Genomic DNA, 24,619 nt, shown 5'->3' with positions numbered 1-24,619 from the left:
CTACTCACGGAGGGACCGTAAATCGCCGGTCTCAGGGATGATTCAGGGTTCAGTCAGGGTAGTCCTCGCGGATGACCCGCAGCAGGTCAATTCCCGCATGCCGGCACTAGGTCAGCCTGCCGGCAGCGGCGAATACACGCGCAGTTCGCGCGGCTTCACCCTGAACGTGGCACTGCGGACTCCCGGCTTTGGTTCGCCGTCCACCGCCAGGACCAAGGGCTGCCCCACAGCCTCCACGGTGATGGTGGTGGCCTCGGTCAAGTGCGTAACCCTGGAGGCCGCCACAGTGCCCGTCACCACGGCCCACAGCAACCGCGCCCGGGCGAAAGGTTCGTCCGCGGTGATCATGCGGAGGTCAAAGACACCATCATCGAGGACAGGCCTGCGCAGCGGCGCATGGTCGCTGGGATAGAACCTGCCCCGGCCCATGTACAGGATCCAGAGTTTGTGCTTCACCCCATCAACCATCAGGGTGGTGGGCGAGTTGACGCCGAAGGTCCGCAAGGATGCCACCACGCTGGCCATAGGCTTGCCCATTGCCGGCTGGAGCCGCTCCCGCCTGCGGACCAGGTTGGGATACACCCCAACGCTGGCGGTGTTCAACATGGCCAATTCGGTGGTTTCCGGAGTCTCGGGCAGCCCGCGCTGCACTACTACATGCCCCAGGTCCACCAAGGCCGCCTGGCCCTTGGTCACCGCCTCAATGGCGTCGTCGATCGAACTGGTGCCCACGTCGCGGGCGAAGTGGTTGAGGGTACCGCCCGGCAGCACCAGGAGCGGCAGTGAATGCTCGACGGCGGCAGCGGCGGCTGTGCCAACCGTTCCGTCACCGCCCCACACGCCCAGCGCAACGGTGCCGGGACGGGTGGCGGCTGCCTCGATTTCGAAAGCGACATCGTCTCCCTCTTCGATTTCCCGTATATACGCCTTAGGGAATATCACTCGGAGGAGCTCGCCTGTTTCGGGGGAGTAGGACCCACCCAGGACGTTGACGGCGATACTTAGCCCCTCGCCGTCGGCGATTGCCGGTGCCTCGCCAGGGGTGCGACGAGGCGCTGGTTCGGGAGGCCTTGCCGGCCACCAGGTGCGCGTCAGCAAAGCTGCACCCGCTCCCAGGGCTGAACCGAACACGACATCCGAAGGCCAGTGGGCTCCTGTATGAACGCGGGAATAGGCAACGCCTGCCGCAATGGGTGCCAGTACCGCGCCGAGTGCCGGCGAAACCATCCCCGCCCCCACGGCGAATGCCACCGCAGAGGCAGAATGGCCGGAGGGCATGGAAGAACTGGTGGGTTGCGGATTCACAAAGCGGAAAATCGGAAGGTGCTCCGGCAGCGGGCGGGTCCTGGGGAGCGCTTTCTTGAAAATGAGGTTGGTGACGCCCGACGCGACGCCAAGGGCAAGGAGTCCGTGGAGGGCTGCCCTGCGCGGCTTCCCGGGGAATGTGGCCATGACACCGGCAATCCCGAACCAGAGCTTTCCTTTGGTGGCTGCGGATGAGAGCCGCCGGAAGAAGGCATCGTGGTCTCCTTGGGGCTGCCGGGAGACAACCCGGACCAGGAAGTGGTCGAATCTCGCAACTCGTTTGGGGCCCTTGGCCACGAAGCCTCGCATTACTTCACAGTAATGCCTGCGCACCCCGGCCAGGGGCTGCCCACGTCTTCCAGCCGCCGTGGCTACGATGAATGGATGATTCGTGTCCTGCTTCCGCGTCAACAGCCCGGGTGGCAGCTGGTTCTCCCGGGCGTGCTGCTTCTGTGCGCCTTCACGGTGCCGGGCATCATGATCCTTGCCGGACAGGGCGAACCTGCGTTCAACAGCGTCGACACCACGTGGCAGGCCTTGACGTTCACTCTGCACTCACCCTTCTGGGATGGGGTTAACGCGGTACTCAACTGGGCCGGCTATGCCGGGATCCTGGTATTCCATGTGGTGCTCGCCCTCGCGCTCCTGGCTTGGCAACGACCCATGGGGGCCGTCTTCGCAGCGACCTCCGGGGTGACAGCCTTGGCGATGACCCAGCTGGCCAAGGCAGTGGTGGGCCGGGACCGACCCCAAGGGGCCCGGGTCCTGAGCGATACCGGCTCATACCCCTCCGGGCATGTATCGGCCACCACTGCGTTCCTCCTGGTGCTGGCCATCCTCGTCGGGCGCTGGTGGATGACGCTGCTGGCCGCCCTTGGTGTCATTGCCATGATGATCAGCCGCACCTATCTTTCAGCCCACTGGCTCAGCGATGTCCTCGGCGGCGCCTGCCTGGCTGCCGGCATCGTGCTGCTCTTCTGGTGGCGCTTCCGGAACATATGCATCAAAGAGAATGAACGGGCTGGCGGCCAGACTATTTGGGCGGCAAGGGCTTCGCGACGCCTGCAAGCAGGAGAGCCAGCAGAATAGGCGCGCCGATGGCCAGCAAAGCCAGGTGGATGCCCGTGTGGTCGCCCAAATAACCCAGGAGGGGTGGTCCCGCAAGGAAGGCGACGTAGCCGATGGTGGAAACCACCGATACCCGGGCGGCGGCATGCTTGGGGTCATCCGCTGCCGCTGACATGCCCATGGGGAAGGCCAGCGCGGCGCCGATACCCCACAAGGCCGCACCAACACCGGCAAGGATCACGTTGCCGGCGAAGACAAACAGCGCCAGGCCGGCTGCGGCTGCTGCCATGCTGGCCCGCAGGACGGCCACGCGGCCAAAGGTATCAATTGCCTTGCCGCCCAGGAACCTCATGATGGTCATCGCCAGGACGAAGAGCGCGAACAGCAGCGCACCGGTTGATTCAGAGGCCCCGAGGCCGTCCACGGCCGCCTTCGCGATCCAGTCGTTGCCGGCGCCTTCGGTGAGGGTTGCTCCGAGGACCACGACGCCGATCAGCAGCGTCCTGCCATCCCGCCATGCCGAGGGCCCCTTCGCAACCGGAGCGCCGTCGTCGTGAACTTCTGCTGCCTCATGCGGCAGGAAGAAGCGGGGGACCGTCAGGGCCAGCGCCACGGCAATGGCAGCAATGACCAACAGATGCTCCGGGAGGCCTACGCCCAGCTGCGAGAGACCGGCGCCAATCAAGGCACCCAGGAAAGCTCCACCGGAGAACGCTGCATGGAACTGCGGCATGATGGTGCGCTTGAGCCGGTGCTCCACGTCTGCGCCCTCAATGTTCTGGGCCACATCCCACAGACCGATTCCGATGCCGAAGAAGAACAAGGCAATGGCCGTGGCCGGGACGGAGGCGGCCATCAGTGAGAAGGCGATCGCCGCGCCCGCGGCTCCCGCCACGATGCCTGCCACTCGGACCGTATTGGCGGTTCCGATCCTGCCTACTACCCAACCCGCCGACGGCAACGCCAGCAAAGACCCGACGGCGGTGCAGAGCAGCAGGGTGCCCATCTGGCCGGAGGTGAGGCTGAGTGCCTCCGTGACTGCCGGAATGCGTGCGGCCCAGCTGGCAAAGACCAACCCATTCATGCCGAAGATCAGGAACGTCGCCACCGCAGCGGCGTCGACGTTGGTGGTGCTTCTGGTGCTGGTGGTCATGCAATCACAACTTCCACGGAGAGTTTGTTGAGCCGGGCAAGATCTTCGGGGGACGGTTTTTGGTCGGTCACAATGACGTCCACGGCGTCCATTGCGGCAACCAAAGCCACCGCACTGGCATTCCATTTGCTGCCCGCGGAGGCCACAATCACTCGCGCCGCCGATTCCAGGCCGGCGCGTTTCACCGCCGCGTCGTCAAGGTCGTGGGCCAGCAGGCCGTCTTTGAGGTTCAGTGCGCAGGGGGTCACGACGGCGGTGTCGAACCTGAGCGAGCGGATGTTGGCTTCGGTCATGGGGCCCCGGAAAGACTGCTCGCCGGGGATGAGGCTGCCGCCGGGGAGGATGAGCTGGGGTGCCCGGCCGTCCTTGGTGCGCGTCAGGGCTTCAACGCCGTGAAGCGACATGGGCATCACGGTAAGTTCCCGTGTTCCCAGCCGGCGCGCGATCTCCGTGGCGGTGGATCCGCTGTCCAGCCACACGTGCTCGCGGTCCTTGAGGAGGCTGTCAACGGCAGCGGCGATGCGTGTTTTGGCTTCGTGGTCTTCCAGTTCCCGTTGGCCATAACCCGGGTTGTCTCCACGCGCCAGCAGGCTGCGCGCACCACCATGGATGCGCTTGAGAACTCCGTTGGCTGCGAGGATCTCCAGGTCGCGGCGGATGGTTGCGCCCGAGGCCCCCGTGGCGTCCACCAGTTCATCCACGGTGGCTTGTTCGCGGGTGCGCAGCAGCTCGCCAATGAGCCGGTGTCGGTCAGCAGTTCCCATGCTTCAACCGTAACAAGCTTTGCGCATTTAATCACCCTAGGTGATCATCTGCGCATCCGATCCTCTCTCACATCCCATGGCTTAAAGCGAAACGCTCTTGCAGCAGGTGCAAGAGCGTTCGCGGAAGACCAACGGGATGTGCCAGAGCGTCAGCGGGCGCGCTCTACGCGCTTCTCATCCCACACAGGTTCCTCGGATTCGTACACCTTGCCGTCGGAGCCGAAGATCATGAACCGGTCAAAGGACTTGGCGAACCAACGGTCGTGCGTGACCGCAAGGACGGTACCTTCGAAAGAGTCGATGGCACGCTCCAAGGCCTCACCGGAGTGCAGGTCCAGGTTGTCGGTTGGCTCGTCCAGCAACAACAGGGTGGCACCGGAAAGCTGCAGCAGCAGGATCTGGAAGCGGGCCTGTTGGCCACCGGACAAGGACTCGTACTTCTGCTCGGACTGACCAGCCAAGCCGTACGAATCCAGGGCACCGGCCGCGGCTTCGCGGGCGAGTCCGGAACGGTGCTCATCACCGCGATGCAGGATCTCCAGCAGTGTCCTGCCCAGCAGATCAGGCCGGACATGGGTCTGCGCGAAGAACCCGGGCCGGATGCGGGCGCCCAGCTTCACGGTTCCTTCGTGCGGCACTTCAGCAATAACGACGTCGGACACGGGCAAGTGCTCACGCTCCGGATCGGTGCCACCGGTGGCAAGGAGCCGCAGGAAGTGGCTCTTGCCCGAGCCGTTGGATCCAAGCACGCCCACGCGGTCCCCGAACCAGATCTCCGTGGAGAACGGCTTCATGAGTCCGGTCAGTTCGAGCTTTTCGGCCACGACTGCGCGTTTGGCTGTGCGCCCGCCCTTGAGCCGCATCTTCACGTTCTGCTCGATCGGCAATGCCTCGGGCGGGCCGGCCTCCAGGAACTTGGCGAGGCGGGTTTGCGCAGCTTGGTACCGGTTGGCCATATCGGAACGGAACGCAGCTTTGTTCTTGTACATATTGACGAGTTCTTTGAGCTTCACGTGCTCCTCGTCCCAGCGCTTGCGGAGTTCCTCGAACCGGGTGTTACGGTCCGCACGTGCCTCGACGTAGGATCCGAAGCCTCCGCCGTGGATCCAGGCGGAGGCGCCGTTGATGCCGGGCTCGAGCGTGACGATGCGGCCGGCGGCGTTATTGAGCAGTTCACGGTCGTGGCTGATGAACAGCACTGTCTTCTTTGACTCGTTGAGCTTGCCCTCCAGCCAACGCTTGCCGGGGACGTCAAGGTAGTTGTCCGGTTCGTCGAGGAGCAGGAGCTCGTCCGGGCCGGCAAACAGGGCTTCGAGCACCAGACGCTTCTGCTCGCCACCGGACAGCGTTGAAGCGCGGCGAAATTGGGCTTTGTCGAAGGAAATCCCCAAGGCAGCCATGCACACTTCGTCCCAGACGGTCTCGACGTCGTACCCGCCGGCATCTCCCCAGTCCACGATCGCCTGGGCATACTTCATCTGGGTGGGCTCGTCGTCGTGCTCCATCATGGCCAGCTCTGCGTCCTCAACGGCCTTGGCGGCAGCTGCGAGGCCGGCCTGGGCAGTGGAAACCAGGAGGTCGCGGACGGTTGATTCGTCCCGGACCTGGCCAACAAACTGGCGCATGATGCCCATGTTGCCTGAACGGCCCACAACGCCTTCGTCCGGAGTGAGGTCGCCGGAGATGATCTTGAACAGAGTGGTCTTACCGGTTCCGTTCGGGCCAATCAGCGCAGTCTTAGTGCCGTCGGGGACCTTGAAGGTCACGCCGTTGAGCAGCTGGGTGCCGTCGGAGAGGAAGTAGTCGATGCCGGAAACGTCAATATGGGCCACGTTTCAATCCTCCCACGGCAAGGTATTAATGCTCGACGGCGCCCGCTGGCAGCGCTCGACGCCGGACGCCGGGGGGCTCCAGCACGGCTAGGGTTTCCTCCGGGCAAACTCCGGCGCATGCTCGGGGCGAGGGCCGAAGGCGATCATTCGGGCGGGAAGCTTCCCGAACCATGGGAAGTTGCCCACCACAAAAAGCAGCGGCTTGGGAGGTTTCGGCTGCTTACCCGCCATGACCTGCGCGAACACCACCCGGTGCAGCACCCGTTGGAAGGACTGGATCAACACCGTGGGAAGCCAACGCCGCTTCTGGACAGCGGCGAGGTGGCCGTCGTCGAGCGTTTCCCTCAGCAACGGCGAGGCCAGCACCCGCGCCGCGGCCACCGCATCCTGCACCGCAAGGTTGATTCCCACCCCGCCGGCAGGGGACATTGCGTGGGCGGCATCCCCAATGAGCAGGAGCCCTGGCTTGTGCCACCGTGACAACCTGTTGAGTTTCACGTCCAAGAGGTGGAGATCGTCCATGGACCCGATGGTGTCCACCCGGTCAGCGAAGTCCGGCCGCAAACGGGCTACCTTGCCTCGGAACGCTTCCACACCTTCAGCCCGCAGTTGGGGATCCGAGCCCTTAGCTGCCAGGTACGCGATCTGGTGATAATCCTTACGGGTCAAGCTCAGCAGGACGTCCGAGCTGCCGAAGCGGGGTGCAATGGAGGCCACCGGTTCGTCCTCGCTTGGATTTCGCGGGATCCTGAACCACCACGTATCAAACGGCACAGGGAACTCCCGCGGCACCAGGCCGGCCTTTTTGCGGAGGACTGAACCGCGCCCGTCGCAGGCCACCGTCAGAGGAGCCCGCAGCTCCCCGTGTCCCACCAGCGCACCTGTCTGCGGATCACGGGTTCCATACCTCACTCCAACTACCGCGCCCGAAGCATCCGTCAACAGGTCAGTTGCTTCGGTATTCATCAGCAGGGTGAACGTTGGTTCCTCGCGTGCCGCTTCCACCAGGAAGTTCAGCAGATCCCATTGCGGGACCATTGCCACATAGTTGTACGGGGCCTTGAGTCGCCCAAAATCGGCGAGGACCACGGAATCGCCTGCTCCAGCGGGTAGGCGGAAGTTGCCCAATTTGCTCTGGGGAAGGGCTCGAAAACCCGCACCCAGGCCCAGCTCGTCCAGGAGGCGGATCGTCGAGGCGTGCACAGTATCGCCCCGGAAATCGCGCAGGAAGTCGCGTGCTTCTCCAACACGGTGACCTTCACGCCGGCGCGGGCAAGCAACAGTCCCAGGACTATTCCAGCGGGCCCTCCGCCCGCCACTACACACTGGGTATCTGCTGCCATGATCAGCCTCCGATTCAGCCTGCCGCGGTGAGGAACGACTTCAGCAACGGCCCGCTGGTGGTGGCACCCAGCCCGCCCTCTTCAACAAACACTGCCACGGCCAGGTCTCCGTGCGTCGCAACAATCCAGGCGTGGGTCTTGGGCGGGTTCTCGTTGCCGAATTCCGCGGTACCCGTCTTTGCGCCTACCGGAGCGCCTGGAACCTCAGCCAGGAACCCCGCATGTCCCGACGTCACCACGGCACGCATCATGTCGGCCAGGGAGGCGGCCTCTGCCTGGGTAATGGGCTGGGTGGAGGCAGGCGCAGCGGTTGCCGTAGTAGAGGCGGACGACGACGGCGCGGAGCCGCTTTCCGTGGGGGCAGCAGTGGCGCCGGGGTCCTGCGCGGCGTCGGCGTTCAGCACGAGCTGCGGTGAAACCGGGGCCCCCTTGGCCACGGAAGCGGCCATGATGGCTGCCGAGAGCGGCGAGAAGAGGACTTTGCCCTGGCCGATCATGGACGCAGCGTGTTCCGTGCCTTCAGCGGCGCCGGGAACAGAACCGAGGAACGCGTCGGCGCCCAGCTTGGGGGCTTCCACGGCCACGCCCAAAGCCTGTGCCGCTGATTCGAGCTGATCCTGGCTGACAGTTTCGCGGGCATTGATGAAGGCAGTGTTGCAGGAGTGTGCAAACGCGTCCCGCAAAGCGACGGAGCCGAGCGAGGTTTCGGGATAGCCCTCGGCATTCTTGAAGGTGCGGCCGTCCACGGTCAGCGTTGAGGGGCATTCCACCTTGGAGTCCGGGGTGGCGCCGTTGCGGAACATCGCCAACGAGTCAACAATTTTGAACGTGGAACCGGGTGCGTACTGGCCCAGGAGCGCAGTGTTGTAGCCGTTGCTTCCCGGTCCGGATGCTGCGGCGAGAACGGCGCCGGTAGAGGGCCTGAGGGCCACAATGGCTGACGCCGGCTCGATTCCCGCCAGCGTTTGCTCGGCCAACTGCTGAAGCTTCAGGTCAAGGGTGGTCTTAAGGGTGGTGCCGGGAGCGGGAAGGGATGAGAAGAACACCTTGGTGCCGGGGGTTTCACCCTCGGCTTTCTCAGCCGGGGTGGCCACCACTTCCACGCCGTCCTTGCCACGCAGCAAGGCGTCGTACTTCTGCTGCAGGCCGCCGGTTCCGGTGGTGTCTCCGGGGCGCAAGGCACCGTTGGATTTCTCGATCTGTTCTGCGCTGGCTTGTCCAACACTGCCCAGCAGGGCCCGGGCAAAGGTCCTTGTGGGGGCCAGGGCCATGGAGTCCAGGATGCTGACGCCACCGGGAATGGCCTTGATCCTGGCCTCGGTGATCTCGGCGGTGTAGGCACGGAGGACGAGGCCCTCCACGAAGGCCTGCGGGCCGGAGGCTGCAACTTGCTTGGCATACTCTTCGGCATCCACGCCGAGCAGCGCCGCCATGGCGCGAGCCGAGGCGTCAGCTTGTTCAGCGGGAACCTTGGTTTTGTCGATGCCCACCCGGAACACGGGCCGGTCCTCGACAATCGGGGCATCCCCGGCGCCCAGGATCTGGCCGCGCTGTGCGGGAACCGTCTTGACGGACAACGTTTCGCCTTCGGAAAGCTCCGGTGCCAGCAACGCCGGGCTCCACTGGACAGCCCATTTGTCGCCGGATTTCTTCAGCGTGGCCTCGGAGCTGTATTCCCACTTGGCAGAGCCGATGTTCCAGCTGTAGTTAAGGGGAAAAGTGGCGGTGTCGCCGTCGAGTTTTACGTCCCCGGAAGCAACCGAGGGGTTGGCGTCCAGGCCTGCGAACACGGCCTTCAGTTCATCGTTGGCCGCGGCAGCGTCCTTGCCCTCAACGGCAATCGATCCGACGTCGAGCGCTGACAGGGAGGAGGCAAGCTGCTTGGCAGCACCCTCCGCACCGGCGCGGCCGTCATCGCACGCGGCCAGTGAACCAGCCGTCACCAGCGCCACGAGGCCAAGAACAAAACCCTGCTGCATTTTCAGTTTCCCCATTTGCGACATTATGCCCCGTTCCCCTGACAGTTTCTTGTTGTGCCCGGGAAGCGGACAGCCGTCGCGCCACCCCAACGTGGGACGGCACGCGACGGCTGCCTGGGACATCACGCTATGGAGCGCACGTGAACTTGGCATCACCCCAGACCCCGTGTGCGCCGTTGATGGAACCGGATGGGTCAACCACCAGTTCCACGTAAGCCACGCCCGTCAGGTCCACGGATACCGATTCGGGAGCGAACCCGGGGGTGTACGTCCGCGACTGGTACTTGTTCACGCCATCGGCATTGACCTTGAAGATGATGTTGCCGCCGAAACCGCTCTCAAGACCCACCTGTGAGGTGAAGGACGAACACTTTCCTCCCAGGTAATACGTGATCTTCGAGGCAGCGTGAACCCCCAGGCCCTTGGCGAATACGGGCTGCTGCCCTGTTGCGGGGTCCGTGTAATTGATGGCCAGCGGCTTGTCCGGGGACGACGCCGAATCCTTGTTGGCCACGTTCTTCCCGATCACTCCATAGCCGTTCAGGGCTTGGACCCACGGGGTTTCGGAGGCGTACACAGAGCCGACCGGAACGGCCGGCAAGGGTTGCGAGGCCACTTTCCAATCGAAGAACTTCACCCGGGTGTCAGTTGGCAAAGTCACCGATGCCAGCTCCTTGGTGGGGTTCAACCGGACAGTATTGGAGAACGCCTGGTACTTGTATTGCGTGTATTCCGGTGACGGCCCGTTGGCGTTGTTGCGGCCCTGCTCGGATACGGCCACGACCGCGCCGTTCAGCACGGAGGGCTGCAACCAGTTGGGGAAGAAGATGGACTGTTTCTCCATGCTTCCATCGGCATATGTCAGGGTCAGCGTTGGACTGGTGCCGTTTCCCACTGCTGCGGATCCGAGGACAGCCAAGTGCGTGCCCTTCCCCTGAACGGCGATGGTTTGCCCCGAGAGTGCCACGGAGTTGGGAACGTCCGGCCCTACTGCCGGCCAGGTGTAGTCCACCTGGGTCGGTTTTCCTGCGTCTACTGTTACCTTGCTGCCCGGGCGGACACCGCCGGCAGGAACCGTAGCGGCAGCCAGTTGCTCGGCCGCGAAGGTGGCCCCTCCGCCGTCGAAGTTTCCGAGTGCTTTGCCCGCCACGGTGGTGACGGAAACGGTGTTGTAAGCCGCTGCCAAGGAACCGTAGGCGACGTAGATCTGGTTGCCGCCGGTCAGCGTTTGGGTGCTTCCGGAAGCAGTGTACGACGCCGAGACCCGCACCGTCTGTTGGCCCGCCTTTGCGCTGGTTCCCGGCTTGATGACGAATGTGGCAGTTGCTGTGGCACCGCCTTCCACAGTGGCTGCTGTGGCTCCGGAGGATGAGACCACGGTCCAACCCTCGGGCAGCACCGGCGTCAGGACGACGTTCGTTTTGGCCTTGGTTCCGGTGTTCACGAATTCCGCAGTGACCGTGGTTTCCTGGTCCTGGAAGACTTGCCCGCCGGTGGTCACCCGGACTTCAGCTGCAGTATCTTCCTGGCTCTTGCCACCCAGCGGGCCCGCCTGCTGAAGCTGCACGGTAGCCGACTGGTTGGAAGCGATGGATCCTGTTTTGACCCGGACGGTGCCGTTGTTGGCTTCATCGAAGAACCAACCCGTGGTTGCTGCGGCGTAAGCGGCCTGCGTGGAGTGTTGGGCGAGCTTGGTACCGCCAATCTTCACGTCCTTGGGAGCTGCGCCTGCATGGACCTTCAGCTCGTAGGGACGGGCTGGGGCTTTGCCGGTGTAATCACCCTTTCGCTCACCGATGGAGACCTTCACGCTGCTGTTGCCCGTCCCTGGAGCATCTACGGTGAAGACCTGGCTGGAGGATTTGCCATCCTTGAATTCGCGGGTGACTTTGTCGTCTTCGTAGAGCGTGAATGTGTCCTGCCCCTTGGCGTAGACATCCAACGTGATCATGGAATCCTCGGGAACCAAGGAAGCATTGCGCGCAACAATTCCTTCCGGGATGACAGCACCGGCACGGACGAACACCGGAAGCTTGTCCAGTGGTGCGTTGTAGCCGTTGAGGATCTGGCCGCCCTGGTAGAGCTTGCCCGTCCAGTAGTCCACCCACTGTTGGCCTGCAGGTAGGAAGATTCCGTTGCGGACATCGGTCTGGGTAAAGACCGGAGCCACCAGGAAATCAGAGCCGAGCATGAACTGGTTGTTCGCCTCGGCGCCGTAGGACCACTCCTGGTCAGGGAACTCAAGGGCCATGGAACGCATCATGGAAACGCCGGTGGTGGAGGATTCCTGGGCCAACGTGTAGATGAACGGCATGAGTTGCTGGCGGAGCTGCAGGTACTGGCGGTTGATTGCCGTGGCCTCGTCACCGTAGAGCCACGGCCGCTTGTCCGTAGCTGCCCAGCCGGACATGGAGTACAGCGCAGGCGCGAAGGCCTTCCACTGAAGGTCGCGGACGTAAGACTCTGCTGAGCCACCAAAGATGCCATCAACGTCACCGGTGGTGAATGCCAAACCCGAGTTGCCCGCTCCGGTGAGGGCCGAGACCTGCCAGCGAACGGCGTCGAGGTTTCCTGAATGGTCGCCCGTCCACTGCATGCCGCAGCGCTGGGAACCAGCCCAGCCTTCGACCATCAGCGAGGTGCCCCGCGCATCCGAGTACTGCTCGATTCCGCTGTGCGCGGCCTCGCAGCCGGTGAGCGCCTGGCGGTAGCCTTGGCCCACCCACGCGACGTCCAGCTTGCGCAGCCGGACCCCGGCTTCGCCGACTTCGTACTCCTGGTTGGTCAGGGAGCGCTGCGTCCACAGGCCAACTTTGAGATCGGTTTCTTCCTCAATGTTGGCCACTGTTTCCGGAAGCTGCTGGTATTCGCAGCCGTAGCCGTCGTTGACCAGCATCCAGCCTGCGGGCATGTCGTTCTCAACGAACTTCCGCGCGGTTTTGATGGCGTCCGGCGTGCGCTGCTTGGCGCCGTCGGGGTCGCCGTATCCGGAGGATGAATAGCCCGGGTTGGAGCGGTTGTAGCAGTCAGCATCGCCGTATTCCAGCGCGTATACCGGTGGCATCATCGGTTTGCCGGTCAGGGTGGTGTAGGCGCCCAGGGACTCCTTGTAGTCGCCCACGAAGTAGTAGGCGTCAAAGCGCTTTTCCTCATGCGTTGTGGTTGGCTGGCCGCCGAAGTTGTAGGAGCCGCGGGCGAACGTATCGCGGAGGACGCCGTAGCCCTTGGAGGACATGTAGTACGGCACGGCGTTGGGGTAGCCGTCATCGTCCCAGTCGAAGTTCTTGGCGATGTTGATCAGTGCGCCGGTGTGGACTGATCGGCCGTTCTGCATGCCGCCGCCAATAAACTGTTCGCCGTCCTGCTGTGCAAGGTGCTGCGTGGCGGAGTTGGCACCGAAGGTGATGGGCGCGGACTCCTGGAGAACCACCGACCCGTCAGCCCTGAGGACACGGAGCTGGGTGGTGGCCTTGTTGATCTCCACACTGATCTTGGCGGTCTTGAGCACCAGCCAGTCACCGTCGGTAACTGCCGGGGTGGTGCCGGGAAACTTGTCTTTGCCCACCACAATGTTGGCTGTCCTGGCAGGGTCGCCCTGATCAGTGTTGGCGGGATCAGTGAACGTTCCACTGGGATCGGCTTCCAAGCGGAAATTGTCCTCGTCCAGGAAGGTGACCCGGATGACACCTTTCCCGGCGGATATGTCGACGACGTTGCTGGACTGGGTAAAGCCCGTCACCGCGCCGAGGGGTACTCCGGAAGCGTCAACAGGTACTTCCGGGGTGACGGCTTTGACGGCGGCCGGGTCGCCCGGAGCCGCAGTGGCAGTCGCGGCGAAGGTGAGTGCGGGGATGGTTCCGGCGAGGAGCAGCGAGGCAAGGCCAAGAGAGGCTGCCTTCCTGGCCAACGAACGTTTTCTGATGTATCCGAAGCTGTTGGGCGCAGCTCCGGACAGACCCAAGGAGGGTGCGGACATGTGGGGCCAACTTTCGACGAGTGACATTTAGTGATCTAACTCATAGCGAAACGTGCACTAATCGTCACTGCAAATGGGCCAAAGGTCAACCGTTTCACCAAAATTAACCGCCCGGGACTCAGTGCCCGCGGATGATCCTGCGCTGCGTCGCGACGGCGATGGCGGCCGTGCGGTTATCCACCCCGAGCTTCGAGTAGATATGCACCAAGTGCGTCTTGACCGTGGCCTCGGAAATGAAGAGCTGCCTGGCCATGGCACGGTTGCTCATCCCCGTGGCCAATAGCTCCAGGAGCTGGACTTCCCGGGCACTCAACACGGGAGCGGGATTACGGATGCGGCCCATAAGACGTGCAGCAACTTCAGGTGCCAGCGCAGTCTGACCGGCAGCCGCAGACAGCACAGCCTGCCGGATCTGCTCGGGCGGAGCGTCCTTCAACATGTAGCCGCTTGCACCCGCTTCCACTGCCGCAAGGATGTCGGCGTCGGTGTCGTACGTGGTCAGGATCAGCACCGGCGGCGGGGGAGCTCCGGCCTCGCCCGCCTTGATCTTCCCAGTGGCCGTGACCCCGTCCATGCCACTGCCCATCTGCAGGTCCATGAGCACCAGGTCCACCGGTTCACCGAGTGCGTGGAGCTTGCCCAACTCAGCCAGCGCCGCATCGCCATCGGATGCTTCGGCAACCACCGTGACGCCCGGAAAGTCAGCGAGCATGGCCCGGAGGCCCGCCCTCACCACCGGATGGTCATCCACCAACAAAATCCTGATTTCACTCACGAAGCACCTTCATCCGCCGGCAACGGGACCCTGACGGCCACCACCGTTCCTTCACCCGGTGCCGACTCAATCTCCAGGTTTCCATCCAGCGCGGCCAGCCGTTCCCGCAAACTCATCAGTCCGACGCCGGTGCCGTCGCCACGCGCTGTACCGGCCGCCGTCGACGGCTCAAAACCTACGCCGTCGTCGAAAACGTCCAACATCACCTCAGTACCGGGAAAGGACAAGGTCACGACGGCGGCACGGGCGTGGGCGTGCGCCCACACGTTTGCGAGGGAAGCCTGGGCGGCCCTGAGCAGGGTGGTCTGGTATGCGCTGGGCAACTCAACCGGCGTCCCCACCAGCTCGAAGCGGCATCGGAGGGCAGTTCCCCTGGCGGCGGCTTCGGTCTCGGTCTTTTCGCAGAGCCTGCGCAACGTGTCCACCAAGCCGGACTGCTCCAGGTCCGGCGATCTCAGGCCCCTGACGAAGCTCCGGGCCTCGGCGAGATTGCCGGATGCGGTGTCCTGCACCATCTTCAGCCGCTCTCTGGCTACCAGCGTGTCTCCGTCATCGAGGGCTTTTTCAGCAGACCTGCCCATGAGGACGATGCTGGAGAATCCCTGGGCCAAGGTGTCGTGGATTTCGCGGGCCAGCCGTTCACGCTCAGCCAACATGCCGGCGTCGTGCTGTGTTTGCGCCAGCTCCGCGCGCGTCCGCCGGAGGTCATCGGCAACGGTTCGCTGGTTCTCGGCTTCGAGGAACAGGGCCCGATAGGCGAGCCCGGTCACCACGGCAAAGACAGCCCCGAACACCGGCCCCAGCACCATGGCGAGCTGCAAGCCGCCGTCGGCCGATTCCCTGCTGTGGAACCACAAGGCACCCACCAGCAGCGCCGTGCTCAGCGCAATGGCAGGAAGGGCAAGACGCCGGGGGAGCAGGTGAAGCTGCAGGAAGAACAGGGGGAAGGCAACCCAAGCGAAGTCGCCGCTGACCAGCAGGAGCAGCAGCCAGAGCAGCATCACCGCCACCAGCCACCAGCGCGCATACGGCGTGGGGTCGAAACGGGAAGCGCCGCCCGCGTGGCGCTTCTCCAGGATGGTCCCTGCGAGATACACCAAGGCCAGCAACACCGATAGCCCCAGGCCTGAGGCAACAGCCAACGGTGAAGGTGCATCGGCCGTTCCCACACCTGTCAGCAAACGGACAACCGCCACCAGCAACAGCACCGCAAAGCCCACGTGCAGGCATACGCGCAGCACGCGGAGGATGGTGGCGGCGCCGGTGGACTGCATGCCTCCCAGCGTAGCCCCGGCATTTACTCGCGTAGCCCGGTTTCCTCGCCGTGACACCGGAATCAACCATTCGGATGATCGTCCCCTCAACCCGTCGTCGGCAGTCAATCCATCCGGCTCCCGATGTGCAGCGGGTCCGTCGGCGGAAGAGTTGTTTATGCCGGGATCAAGCCCGCAACAAGCAAAGGATTCTGATGTTTCTCGCCATCCGCGACCTCCGTTTTGCCAAGGGCCGCTTTGCGCTCATGGGCAGCGTGGTCGCCTTGATCACCTTGCTGCTCGTGATGCTTTCCGGGCTGACGGCGGGCTTGGGCAACCAGTCCACGTCAGCCATTGCGGCGATTCCCGCGCAACAGATCGTCTTTGGCGCCCCCGCCGGCGGAGAGCCCAAAGCTTCCTATACCGAGTCCGAAGTTTCCGCAGCGCAGCTCGCCACGTGGCGCGAACAGCCCGGTGTCACGTCGGCCCAGGCCATGGGAATCAGCCAAACCCGGTTCCAGTCCTTGGACAGCGCCGGCGCCCCGAACGGAACGGCGAACGTCGCTGTGTTTGGCGGTGCACCCGCTCCATCGGCTGTGGAGGAAGGGACCGTAGTGATCGGTGAAACCCTTGCCAAAGATCTCTCCCTCTCCAAAGGGAGCCGCGTCCGTGTGGGCAGCGCAGAGCTTAGGGTGGCCGATGTTGTGGAGGACCAGTGGTATTCGCACACCGGGGTCATCTGGACCACCCTTGAGTCCTGGCGCACCATCGCCCATGCGGAACCCGGTACAGCTACCGTTCTGGCCATCACGCACGACGCCGGATCCTCCTTGGACGTCGACGCCGCCAACGCGGCGGCCGGGACGGTCAGCACTGATCCAGTGGGCTCTTTCCAGGCCTTGTCCTCGTACAAGAGTGAGAACGGCTCACTTATGCTCATGCAGGCATTTCTCTACGGCATCTCTGCTCTGGTGATTGTTGCCTTCCTGACCGTCTGGACCGTGCAGCGAACCCGCGATATCGCCGTACTCAAAGCCCTGGGCGGATCATCCGCGTACATCCTCAAGGATGCCTTGGCCCAGGCCGCAATTGTCTTGGCCACCGGGGCGGCCTTGGGTGGAGCCATTGGCCTGGTGGCAGGGGTTTTTGCGGCCCAGGCGGCTCCTTTCCTGATCACCCCGCTGACAACACTGCTCCCGGTGGCAGGGGTGGTGCTGCTGGGACTGGCCGGCGCTGTTTTGGCAGTCCGCAAGGTCACTTCCGTTGATCCGCTGCTCGCCCTCGGCGGCAACTAATACATTCCTTGAAAGGAATAAACCATGTCCCTTGCCCTGAACCTCGTCAATGTTTCCTTGGAGTACCCCGATGGCGGCTCCATCCTGAAAGCCTTGGACGCAGTGAATCTCCCGGTCCGCAGGCGTGAGTTCCTCTCCCTGGTGGGTCCGTCCGGATCAGGTAAATCGTCCTTGCTCGCTGTCGCGGCCACCCTGGTCAAAGCATCTTCGGGAACGGTGGTGATTGATGGGCAGGACGTTTCAGTCCTCACCGATGCCCAACGCACAGCACTGCGCCGCGACAAGGTAGGCATCATCTTCCAGCAACCCAACCTGCTTCCCGCGCTGACCGCCGTCGAGCAGTTAGTGATCCGTGAGCACCTTCGCGGCAAGTCGCTGAAGGAGGCCCGTCGCAAGGCCGAGGATCTTTTGGACGTTGTGGGTCTGTCCGCGGCCGGGTCCAAGAGGCCACATCAATTGTCCGGTGGGCAACGTCAGAGGGTGAATATTGCCCGGGCCCTCATGGGCAGTCCCAGTGTCCTGCTGGTGGACGAACCAACGGCGGCATTGGATCACGAACGGAGCGAATCGATCGTCCGGCTGCTGAGGCAAGTGACGGATGAGTTCTCCACGGCCACTGTCATGGTCACCCATGACACCGAGTTCCTGCCCATCACGGACGCGGTGGCCACCATGCGCGACGGACGCATCAGCCCCGCTTTGGTCCCGTCCGCCCAGCCCAACTAGATGACAGTAAACGTCCCAATGGGGCCTCATTGCAGCAAGAACTGTTACTCAGTTGGGCGAGCCGAGGAGGGCTTCGTCCTGGGCATCGTCGTAGGCATCCCGCGCTTCAAGGATGGTGGGCACATGGCTCTCGGCCCAGCGACGCAACAGGGTAAGCGGCTGCAGCAAGGACTTGCCCAAGTCCGTCAGCTCATAGTCCACCCGTGGCGGCACCTGCGCGTAGACGGTCCGGGTAATCAGGCCGTCACGTTCCAGTGCACGCAGGGTTTGCGTCAGAACCTTTGGCGTGACCACGTTTACCATCTTGCGCAACTCGGAAAAGCGGACGGGGCCGTCGCCGAGTACCTGGATCACCAGTGATGCCCATTTGTCGCCGATGCGCTGGAAGACCACCCGCGAGGGGCAGTTCGGGTCCAGGACATTCCCGGCCAGGTCATTAGTATCCACGAGGTAACTCAGTTCCTTTGAAGCTATCAGTATCAAATAGATACTGTTTTCTTATTGCAAGGATACCAACCCCAAGGAGAGCTATGAAAATCGCAGTTTACGGCGCAACGGGCATGGTCGGCAGCCAGATCGTCAACGAGTCCATCACCCGCGGCCACCAGGTCACCGCCATCTCCCGCAAGGGCGCAGAAGTTCCCGGCGCTGCCGCACAGGCCGCGGACCTGGCTGACAGCCAGGCGTTTGCCTCCATTGCAAAAGAGCACGACGTCGTTGTGCTGGCGACGGGTCCCAGCCGCACCGGCGGCGACCATGGCGAATGGCTCGACGCCATGGTGTCTGCCTACAGCAACGCAGAAGGAACGCGCCTCATGATCGTGGGCGGTGCCGGCACCCTGGAAATTGATGGTGTCCGCTTGCTTGATTCCCCGGACTTCCCGGAGGCCTACAAGGCTGAGGCCACCACAGCAGCCAAGGCCCTCGAAGCCGTCAAGCAGACCCCGGAATCCGTGGACTGGACCGTGCTTGCCCCCGCCCCGGTGATCCAGCCCGGCGAACGCACCGGCGAATACACCGTGGCCAAGGACTCACCCGCCGGCAACATCATCTCCACGCAGGACTACGCCGTAGCCATGCTGGACGAGATCGAAACCCCGGCTTACCGCCGCGCGCGCTTCACGGCAGCGAACTAGCCCCTGCCTACAGCCCCAGGGCGAGCCCGGGTACCTGCATTCCGAAGATGTCGTTGAGGGCATGTTTGGCTGCGTGGTACCCGGGCATTCCTGTGACACCGGGGCCGGGAGGAGTGGACGATGAGCAGAGATACACCCCTGGCATAGGTGTCCTCCACGGCACGTTGGAGACAACCGGCCGCTGCACCAGGCCGCGGAGGTCCAGCAGCCCGGCGCTGAAGTCGCCCCCAACATAGTTCTCGTTGTAAGCAGACAGTTCCGCCGCCGTCGTCGTTTGTGAAGCGACCACTACGTCCCTGAACCCCGGGGCGTACCTTTCTATGCGGGCTGTGACGGCTTCCGCCATGTCCACCGTGGAATTCGCGGGCACATGGCAATAGGACCACAGGACATGCTTGCCCTCGGGAGCCCGGGTTGAATCCACCACCGACGGTTGGGACACCAGGACGTAGGGCTCGGTGGGGTGCTTTCCCATATCCACCAAGTTCTCTGACTCAGCCATGGCCAGTCGCGATCCACCTACATGGACCGTTCCTGCCTTCGCCAGTCCGGCATCAAGCCAAGGGACCGGCGCTGAAAGGATGAAGTCCACTTTGCACGCTGCATTCCCGAACCGGAATGTTTCCAGCGCCCGCCGGTAGCGGTCCGGGACTTCGGCGCCGCCCAGCCGTGCCAGCGTTGGTGGAGCGACATCCAGCAGGATGGCCTTCGCGGGGCGGATCTGATCCAGGGAGTTGACGCGTTCTCCCACGTGGATGCGTCCACCATGTTCGATCAGATCGTCTACCATGGCCTTGGCGATGGACATGGAACCGCCCACCGGTATCGCCCAGCCGTCAGCATGGGCCAGGATACTGAGCAAGAGCCCGGCACCCGTTGAACTAAGGGATGGCTGTGAACCAAGGGCGTGCGACATGACGCCCGTCAACAGCGCAGGAGCAGCCGATTCCTGGAAACGGCGGTTCCACAACGGCGTCCCTTGGTCCAACGTGGCCAGCCCGAACATGACAGCCGCCAAGGGGTCCTTTGGAAGACGCAACAGCTGGTTGGAGGTAAAGTCCACCACGCCGTTCGCCCGCTTCACCAATGGCCCCAGGAGCCGCCGGTAAGCATCACCGTCAACGCCGAGTTCCAGCGCGGTCCGCTCCAAGGACTGGTACGCCAGGGCAGCGCCGCCGGAATCCAGAGGAGTGCCATGCTGGACCTCGGGAATCCGCAGCTCCACACGCCGGGAAAGTTCAAAGGCACGGAAGAACGGCGACGCAAGTGCCATGGGATGGACAGCGGAGCAGACATCGTAGAGATAGCCCGGTTCCATCAGCTGGCTGGTGCGCGAACCGCCTCCAATGGCCTCAGCGGCCTCATACAGTTGGACGTTCAGGCCTGCGCGTGCCATGACTACTGCGGCTGCCAGTCCGTTGGGACCGGCTCCGACGACGGCGACATCACCCATTGCTGTTTACCTCCGTTCGCTGGGCTTCCGGGATTCGGGAACATTGTGGGCGGCGCGCCAAGGCAACAGGGACCGTGAAGGTCGGAAGAGATCAATTCTCAACCAGTCCCGGGCTCCGTCAAAGGGTCCGCCATGGGGGTCGTCCTCGCCGTGGATGCGCAGCGGGTCCTGGGCAGGATCCCAGATCTCCATCACCACCCGGGCCATCAGGTAGGCCGTGGCCACCATGTGCAGGCCGACAGCCAGGACGTAGTAGGACATGTCGATGTTGTGTTGGACTGAGCCACCACTGGTTGCCTGGCCCAGGTACATCCAGATGGCCGCCCAGTGCAATCCTTCGGCTGCCTGCCAGATGAGGAAATCGCGCCACCGGGGCCGGGCCAAAGCAAGCAGCGGGATGAGCCAGATAACAAACTGTGGTGAGTAGACCTTGTTGGTGAGGATGAACGCGGCAACTATGAGGAACACCAGTTGGGCGATTCGGGGTCGCCGCGGCGCGCACAATGCCAAAGCACCGATCAGCGCGCAGGCCAGGATAAACAGGTAGAACGCCAGCGAGTTGATGGTGGCCGCATTCATCTGGGTCCACTGGACCCGGTCTGCCACCAGGTTGTAGGCAAACCACGGTGAGCTGTAGCCGGCGGGGCGTTCCTGGGTGAACTCGAAGAAGTAGCGCCAGCCGGAGGGGTTCATTGCTGCGATGGGCAGGTTCACGGCCAGCCACGATCCCAGTGCGGCTCCGGCAGTGATGAAGAACGTCCGCAGCTTCCCGGATCGCAGCGCAAGGACCAGCACGGCGCCGAGGATCAGGACGGGGTACAACTTGGTGGCCGTTCCAAGCCCGATGCACACTCCGGCCAGGATCAACTTGTCCCGTGAGAAGAAGTACATTCCCAGGGCGAGCAAGCCCACGGCCCACATATCCCAGTTGATGAAGCTGGCAAGGATGATCCCGGGCGCCACCGCCACCATGGCGGCATCCCACGGGCGCCGCTTGTTGATCCGGGCGGTCAGGAGAACCGTGACGATCCAGACGGCCACAATGAGTGTGGCGTTGATGTCGAAGTACCCCAGGATGCGTTCGCTGCCCACTCCTTGTCCTGGCACCACCAAGGCGGTGATGCCCGCAATGATGCCCATGAGGACGGGGTATTCGAACAGGCTTCCCTGGGTGAAGAAGGGGAAGACGCCATCACCGAGGCCACGGTTTTTGAAGAGCTCAGGGAAGTCGGAGTAACACGTGGCGTAGAACTGCCCCGGCGTCTGCCATCCATTGACGCGGCAATACTCCTTGGCAAGAACGGCCAGCAGCGCGGCCAGCACGGTCAGGACAATGAGGACCCGTTCAACCGTGAACGGTCCGGAGGAGACTCTTCCCGGAGACGAGTGCTTCCCCAGCGGGCCGCCAATGAGCTCCGTGAAGTTCCGAAGCAGGGAGTCGCTACGGCTCGGAACCACAAAGCGGGCACGTTTTTGCGGCCGGTGCGGCTTCGTCTCCTGCATGGATCGAGCTTACAGTCACCCCTTGGCCCGCAGCATCACACCCATCATGGCGGCATCACTAGCGTGGCGCTTAAAAGGGGGGAGCCCACGCGTAGCCGCGTGGGCTCCTTGAGGTTCAGCATGAATGTGTGGCACCTGAACTCCTTCGGGGCTGGCTGAAGGACATCAACGGATGAGTCCCATCTGGTGCAGGACGACGTAGACGTCTTCACGGCGCTGGTCGAGCAGCTGACCGTTGAACAGGGTGCGGTCCTTGGGAGCATCGCTGCTCTTGTAGAAACGCAGGTCTTCGGGGCGTTTTCGCATGGTTCACCTCCTTTCCACAACAAATTGTTCGGAATTTAGGCACAACAATTAGAGCCAAGTGAATTCGAGAGAAATCAAGGCCTAAAAGGGCATAAAGAGCCGAGGATAATAAAGGGGATAAGCGGACCGAAACGGAGAAACCCGAATCGTCGTGCACAATTGCGCGTGCTTCCGGCAGTCGACCCAACAAGAAGCTGGTTCCGAACTATGGGGAAACTGCGCACCCGCGGCATGCTGCGTGGGTCCGCGCCTACAACTGACTACTCAGCCATCCAAAGGACAGGAGGCCGTCAAGAACACCGCCGGCAGCAAGGCCGGTCCGGATGGTTCAGGAGTGGGTCAGAGAGCAAAAATGGCGTCGGTCATCAGCAGAGGCCGGGGCAGCAGTGACGGTCAACTTCCGTCCGCTAGTCAAAGTAATCATTTTTCCCAACCTCCTTTTCTGGTCACGAGGACCTGCTGTGGCATTCTCCCGGCTGACTGAACCAGGGAATGCGCGCCTTGTTCCCGGCGGGTCGCTCTGGGAACAAGATACAAACTACCCCATGAAGAAGGAGTTTGACCAGCGAAATTAGCTAATTCGCCGAAAGTTTTTCAAAATTCGTGTTTTAGAGTCCCCAACGCACAATTGCAGGTGTGCGCTTATCCCATCCGAGGGTGCAGACCTTCGCCGTTCCCAGAATGAAGTGCCGGCCTTCGCGGGCGTCCATTTCCAGCCAACGGGCGGTCAGGATGCGGGAGAAATGACCATGGGCAACAATCAGGACATTGTCCATTCCGGATTCCAGGACCCGCCCAATGATCTTGTCGGCCCGTGCAGCAACTTCGTCCAGGGTCTCGCCGTTGGGTACGCCATCGGTCCAGATGAGGTAGTCCGGGTTGTCCTTCCGGATCAGGTCCGAGCTGATTCCTTCGTAGTCGCCGTAGTTCCATTCCACGGCCAGCGGCTCATGGACGGCCTCCGGGTACCCCGCGAGTTCTGCCGTACGCCGGGCGCGGCGCAGTGGCGAGGTCATGACCAGGTCAAAGTCGATGCCTTCCAGGACCTTGCGGGCTTCCACAGCCTGTTGCTCGCCCTCAACAGTGAGGGGAAGATCCGTCAGGCCGGTGTACTGGCCGCTTTTGGACCACTCGGTCTCGCCGTGTCGAAGGATCCAGAGTTGCGGACGCGGGGAAATGGCAGCGTTCATTAAGGCTCCTCGGTTTCGGTCAACGGCTCGACGACGGCGGACTCGGGTTGCGCTTCCCACCATGCCAAGAGTTTCTGCTCGGCTTCCTCCGGGGACAGCGGCCCGTGTTCCATCCGTTCTTCCAGAAGGAACTTGTAAGCCCGCCCCACCACGGGACCCGGCTTAAGCCCCAGAAGTGCCATGATCTGCGCACCATCAAGGTCAGGACGGACTGCCGCCAATGATTCCTGTTCCAGAAGCGCCGAGATGCGGTGCTCAAGGTCATCGTAGGCGAAGGACAGACGGTCGGCCTTGCGTTGGTTACGTGTGGTGACGTCGGAGCGGGTGAGGCGGTGCAGGCGTTCCAGCAGGGGACCGGCGTCGGTCACGTAGCGGCGGACAGCGGAGTCGCTCCAGCCGGCATCTCCGTAGCCGTAGAACCGCATATGCAGCTCAACGAGGCGGGACACCGCTTTGATGGATTCGTTGTCGAATCGGAGCGCCTTCATGCGCTTCGCCGTCAGCTTGGAGCCCACAACGTCATGATGGCGGAAGCTCACCGCGCCGCCCGGTTCAAAACGGCGCGTAGCCGGCTTGCCGACGTCGTGCATCAACGCAGCGAACCTCAGCACAAAGTCGGGGCCGGGCACCGGACCGTCAGGACCCGTTTCCAGTGCGGCGGCCTGTTCCAGGACCTGCAGCGAGTGCTGGTAGACATCCTTGTGCCGGTGGTGTTCATCGGCTTCGAGGCGCAGGGCGGAAACTTCGGGCAACACGAACTCGGCGAGGCCCGTATCCACCAGGAGGTCAATACCCACGCGGGGGTACGCGCCGTTGATGAGCTTGACCAACTCTTCACGGACGCGCTCCGCAGAGATGATCTTGATGCGGTCAGCCATTTGCGACATCGCGAGCCGGACGTCGTCGTGAACCGACACGCCGAGCTGGGATGCAAACCGGGCCGCGCGCATCATGCGCAGCGGATCGTCGGAGAAAGAGGTCTCCGGGGCCCCGGGGGTGGCGAGCTCTGACGCGTGGAGGTCCCGGACGCCGCCAAATGGATCCACAAGTTCGAGGCTGGGCAACCGCAGCGCCATGGCGTTGATGGTGAAATCACGGCGCAGGAGATCGTCTGTCAGGGAGTTGCCGAAAGCCACCACGGGCTTACGCGAATCGGGGTCGTAAGCCTCCGCCCGGTATGTGGTGACTTCAATCTGGAAACCGTTCTTCTTCATACCGATAGTGCCGAAAGCACGGCCGATTTCCCAGAAGTTGTCCGCCCACTTCTTGATGACCGCAATGGTCTGGTCCGGCGTGGCGTCGGTGGTGAAGTCGAGGTCCGGGGACGTCCTCCCCAGGAAGAGGTCGCGCACGGGTCCACCCACCAAGGACAGCTCGAATCCGGCATCAACAAAGCGCTGCCCGAGGTCGAGCACCACCGGATCGATGGTGAAGTTAACTGAAGAGCTGTCCAATACGTGCGCCATAGTCCCTTAAGCTTGGCAGATTTTTGCTCAGCATTGGGCCACTGTTCCATGCGAAATCAGGCATGTGTCCGCGGAGCATCTCCTGCAGTCCATCTT

The 24,619-nt window shown here is 63.1% G+C and carries 19 protein-coding genes; 4 read left to right on the top strand and 15 right to left on the bottom strand.

All coding sequences use genetic code 11. The features are described from left to right. Positions 1-111 precede the first annotated feature (111 nt). Positions 112-1,614 (bottom strand): phosphatase PAP2 family protein, encoded by a 1,503-nt coding sequence (locus M1D51_RS00205; protein ID WP_458108066.1) that lies wholly within the window; start codon positions 1,612-1,614, stop codon positions 112-114. A gap of 75 nt (positions 1,615-1,689) precedes the next feature. Here M1D51_RS00205 and M1D51_RS00200 point away from each other — a divergent pair, with 75 nt between their 5' ends. Continuing rightward, positions 1,690-2,394 (top strand): phosphatase PAP2 family protein, encoded by a 705-nt coding sequence (locus M1D51_RS00200; RefSeq protein ID WP_458108065.1) that lies wholly within the window; start codon positions 1,690-1,692, stop codon positions 2,392-2,394. On the opposite strand, the gene M1D51_RS00195 is transcribed toward M1D51_RS00200, so the two are convergent. From M1D51_RS00195 to M1D51_RS00160, 8 genes are all read right to left on the bottom strand, one after another. Next, positions 2,339-3,526 (bottom strand): MFS transporter, encoded by a 1,188-nt coding sequence (locus M1D51_RS00195; protein ID WP_458108064.1) that lies wholly within the window; start codon positions 3,524-3,526, stop codon positions 2,339-2,341. The genes M1D51_RS00200 and M1D51_RS00195 overlap by 56 nt on opposite strands. Next, entirely contained in the window at positions 3,523-4,290 is a 768-nt protein-coding gene (locus tag M1D51_RS00190) for a DeoR/GlpR family DNA-binding transcription regulator (RefSeq protein WP_458108063.1), read from the bottom strand. Before M1D51_RS00190 ends, M1D51_RS00195 begins: the two co-directional genes overlap by 4 nt. A 149-nt stretch (positions 4,291-4,439) precedes the next feature. Beyond that, the gene (locus M1D51_RS00185) at positions 4,440-6,122 is read right to left on the bottom strand and encodes an ABC-F family ATP-binding cassette domain-containing protein (protein ID WP_458108062.1); all 1,683 of its coding nucleotides are present in this window, start codon (positions 6,120-6,122) and stop codon (positions 4,440-4,442) included. Positions 6,123-6,209: 87 nt separating this feature from the next. Further along, a complete protein-coding gene (locus tag M1D51_RS00180; RefSeq protein WP_458108061.1) occupies positions 6,210-7,448 on the bottom strand; it encodes an FAD-dependent oxidoreductase in 1,239 nt (412 codons plus the stop codon). Positions 7,449-7,479: 31 nt separating this feature from the next. Continuing rightward, positions 7,480-9,468, bottom strand: coding sequence for a penicillin-binding transpeptidase domain-containing protein (locus M1D51_RS00175; protein ID WP_458108060.1), 1,989 nt, complete (start codon positions 9,466-9,468; stop codon positions 7,480-7,482). A gap of 103 nt (positions 9,469-9,571) precedes the next feature. After that, positions 9,572-13,447, bottom strand: coding sequence for an NPCBM/NEW2 domain-containing protein (locus M1D51_RS00170; protein ID WP_458108059.1), 3,876 nt, complete (start codon positions 13,445-13,447; stop codon positions 9,572-9,574). Between the two features lie 91 nt (positions 13,448-13,538). Next, complete coding sequence (locus M1D51_RS00165) at positions 13,539-14,195, bottom strand: response regulator (protein ID WP_458108058.1); 657 nt, start codon at positions 14,193-14,195, stop codon at positions 13,539-13,541. After that, positions 14,192-15,469: a sensor histidine kinase gene (locus M1D51_RS00160; protein ID WP_172323483.1), complete on the bottom strand. Its 1,278-nt coding sequence runs from the start codon at positions 15,467-15,469 to the stop codon at positions 14,192-14,194. Before M1D51_RS00160 ends, M1D51_RS00165 begins: the two co-directional genes overlap by 4 nt. A 194-nt stretch (positions 15,470-15,663) precedes the next feature. Between M1D51_RS00160 and M1D51_RS00155 the strand changes: the two genes are divergently transcribed. Beyond that, a complete protein-coding gene (locus tag M1D51_RS00155) occupies positions 15,664-16,743 on the top strand; it encodes an ABC transporter permease (RefSeq protein WP_458108057.1) in 1,080 nt (359 codons plus the stop codon). A 24-nt stretch (positions 16,744-16,767) separates the two neighbouring features. Continuing rightward, on the top strand, positions 16,768-17,469 hold the full coding sequence (locus M1D51_RS00150; RefSeq protein ID WP_458108056.1) for an ABC transporter ATP-binding protein: 702 nt from the start codon (positions 16,768-16,770) through the stop codon (positions 17,467-17,469). A 48-nt stretch (positions 17,470-17,517) separates the two neighbouring features. Here the strand turns inward: M1D51_RS00150 and M1D51_RS00145 are convergent, their stop codons facing one another. Continuing rightward, positions 17,518-17,916, bottom strand: coding sequence for a winged helix-turn-helix transcriptional regulator (locus tag M1D51_RS00145; protein WP_458108055.1), 399 nt, complete (start codon positions 17,914-17,916; stop codon positions 17,518-17,520). Between the two features lie 83 nt (positions 17,917-17,999). On the opposite strand from M1D51_RS00145, the gene M1D51_RS00140 reads away from it, so the two are divergent. Continuing rightward, positions 18,000-18,605 carry an NAD(P)-dependent oxidoreductase gene (locus tag M1D51_RS00140; RefSeq protein WP_458108054.1) on the top strand — a complete coding sequence of 202 codons (606 nt, stop codon included), beginning with the start codon at positions 18,000-18,002 and terminating at the stop codon, positions 18,603-18,605. Positions 18,606-18,612: 7 nt separating this feature from the next. Here M1D51_RS00140 and M1D51_RS00135 read toward each other — a convergent pair whose 3' ends face one another. From M1D51_RS00135 to M1D51_RS00115, 5 genes are all read right to left on the bottom strand, one after another. Further along, the gene (locus M1D51_RS00135; RefSeq protein ID WP_458108053.1) at positions 18,613-20,058 is read right to left on the bottom strand and encodes a phytoene desaturase family protein; all 1,446 of its coding nucleotides are present in this window, start codon (positions 20,056-20,058) and stop codon (positions 18,613-18,615) included. Positions 20,059-20,064: 6 nt separating this feature from the next. Further along, entirely contained in the window at positions 20,065-21,561 is a 1,497-nt protein-coding gene (locus M1D51_RS00130) for a glycosyltransferase family 87 protein (protein WP_458108052.1), read from the bottom strand. 165 nt (positions 21,562-21,726) lie between these two features. Beyond that, positions 21,727-21,867 (bottom strand): hypothetical protein, encoded by a 141-nt coding sequence (locus tag M1D51_RS00125; protein ID WP_172323635.1) that lies wholly within the window; start codon positions 21,865-21,867, stop codon positions 21,727-21,729. Between the two features lie 608 nt (positions 21,868-22,475). Continuing rightward, complete coding sequence (locus tag M1D51_RS00120; protein ID WP_172323634.1) at positions 22,476-23,057, bottom strand: histidine phosphatase family protein; 582 nt, start codon at positions 23,055-23,057, stop codon at positions 22,476-22,478. Then, entirely contained in the window at positions 23,057-24,523 is a 1,467-nt protein-coding gene (locus M1D51_RS00115; protein WP_458108051.1) for a CCA tRNA nucleotidyltransferase, read from the bottom strand. Before M1D51_RS00115 ends, M1D51_RS00120 begins: the two co-directional genes overlap by 1 nt. Positions 24,524-24,619: the final 96 nt, after the last annotated feature.

It is taken from the genome of Arthrobacter sp. R3-55, assembly GCF_054161505.1.
This window is presented reverse-complemented; position numbering and strand designations above follow the sequence as displayed.

What these genes read in the sequence shown, in the direction of transcription:
- M1D51_RS00205 (WP_458108066.1), bottom strand. Translation starts at nt 1,614, where the DNA reads ATGCGAGGCTTCGTGGCCAAGGGCCCCAAACGAGTTGCGAGATTCGAC.
- M1D51_RS00200 (WP_458108065.1), top strand. Translation starts at nt 1,690, where the DNA reads ATGATTCGTGTCCTGCTTCCGCGTCAACAGCCCGGGTGGCAGCTGGTT.
- M1D51_RS00195 (WP_458108064.1), bottom strand. Translation starts at nt 3,526, where the DNA reads ATGACCACCAGCACCAGAAGCACCACCAACGTCGACGCCGCTGCGGTG.
- M1D51_RS00190 (WP_458108063.1), bottom strand. Translation starts at nt 4,290, where the DNA reads ATGGGAACTGCTGACCGACACCGGCTCATTGGCGAGCTGCTGCGCACC.
- M1D51_RS00175 (WP_458108060.1), bottom strand. Translation starts at nt 9,468, where the DNA reads ATGTCGCAAATGGGGAAACTGAAAATGCAGCAGGGTTTTGTTCTTGGC.
- M1D51_RS00170 (WP_458108059.1), bottom strand. Translation starts at nt 13,447, where the DNA reads ATGTCACTCGTCGAAAGTTGGCCCCACATGTCCGCACCCTCCTTGGGT.
- M1D51_RS00160 (WP_172323483.1), bottom strand. Translation starts at nt 15,469, where the DNA reads ATGCAGTCCACCGGCGCCGCCACCATCCTCCGCGTGCTGCGCGTATGC.
- M1D51_RS00155 (WP_458108057.1), top strand. Translation starts at nt 15,664, where the DNA reads ATGTTTCTCGCCATCCGCGACCTCCGTTTTGCCAAGGGCCGCTTTGCG.
- M1D51_RS00150 (WP_458108056.1), top strand. Translation starts at nt 16,768, where the DNA reads ATGTCCCTTGCCCTGAACCTCGTCAATGTTTCCTTGGAGTACCCCGAT.
- M1D51_RS00140 (WP_458108054.1), top strand. Translation starts at nt 18,000, where the DNA reads ATGAAAATCGCAGTTTACGGCGCAACGGGCATGGTCGGCAGCCAGATC.
- M1D51_RS00135 (WP_458108053.1), bottom strand. Translation starts at nt 20,058, where the DNA reads ATGGGTGATGTCGCCGTCGTCGGAGCCGGTCCCAACGGACTGGCAGCC.
- M1D51_RS00130 (WP_458108052.1), bottom strand. Translation starts at nt 21,561, where the DNA reads ATGCAGGAGACGAAGCCGCACCGGCCGCAAAAACGTGCCCGCTTTGTG.
- M1D51_RS00125 (WP_172323635.1), bottom strand. Translation starts at nt 21,867, where the DNA reads ATGCGAAAACGCCCCGAAGACCTGCGTTTCTACAAGAGCAGCGATGCT.
- M1D51_RS00120 (WP_172323634.1), bottom strand. Translation starts at nt 23,057, where the DNA reads ATGAACGCTGCCATTTCCCCGCGTCCGCAACTCTGGATCCTTCGACAC.
- M1D51_RS00115 (WP_458108051.1), bottom strand. Translation starts at nt 24,523, where the DNA reads ATGGCGCACGTATTGGACAGCTCTTCAGTTAACTTCACCATCGATCCG.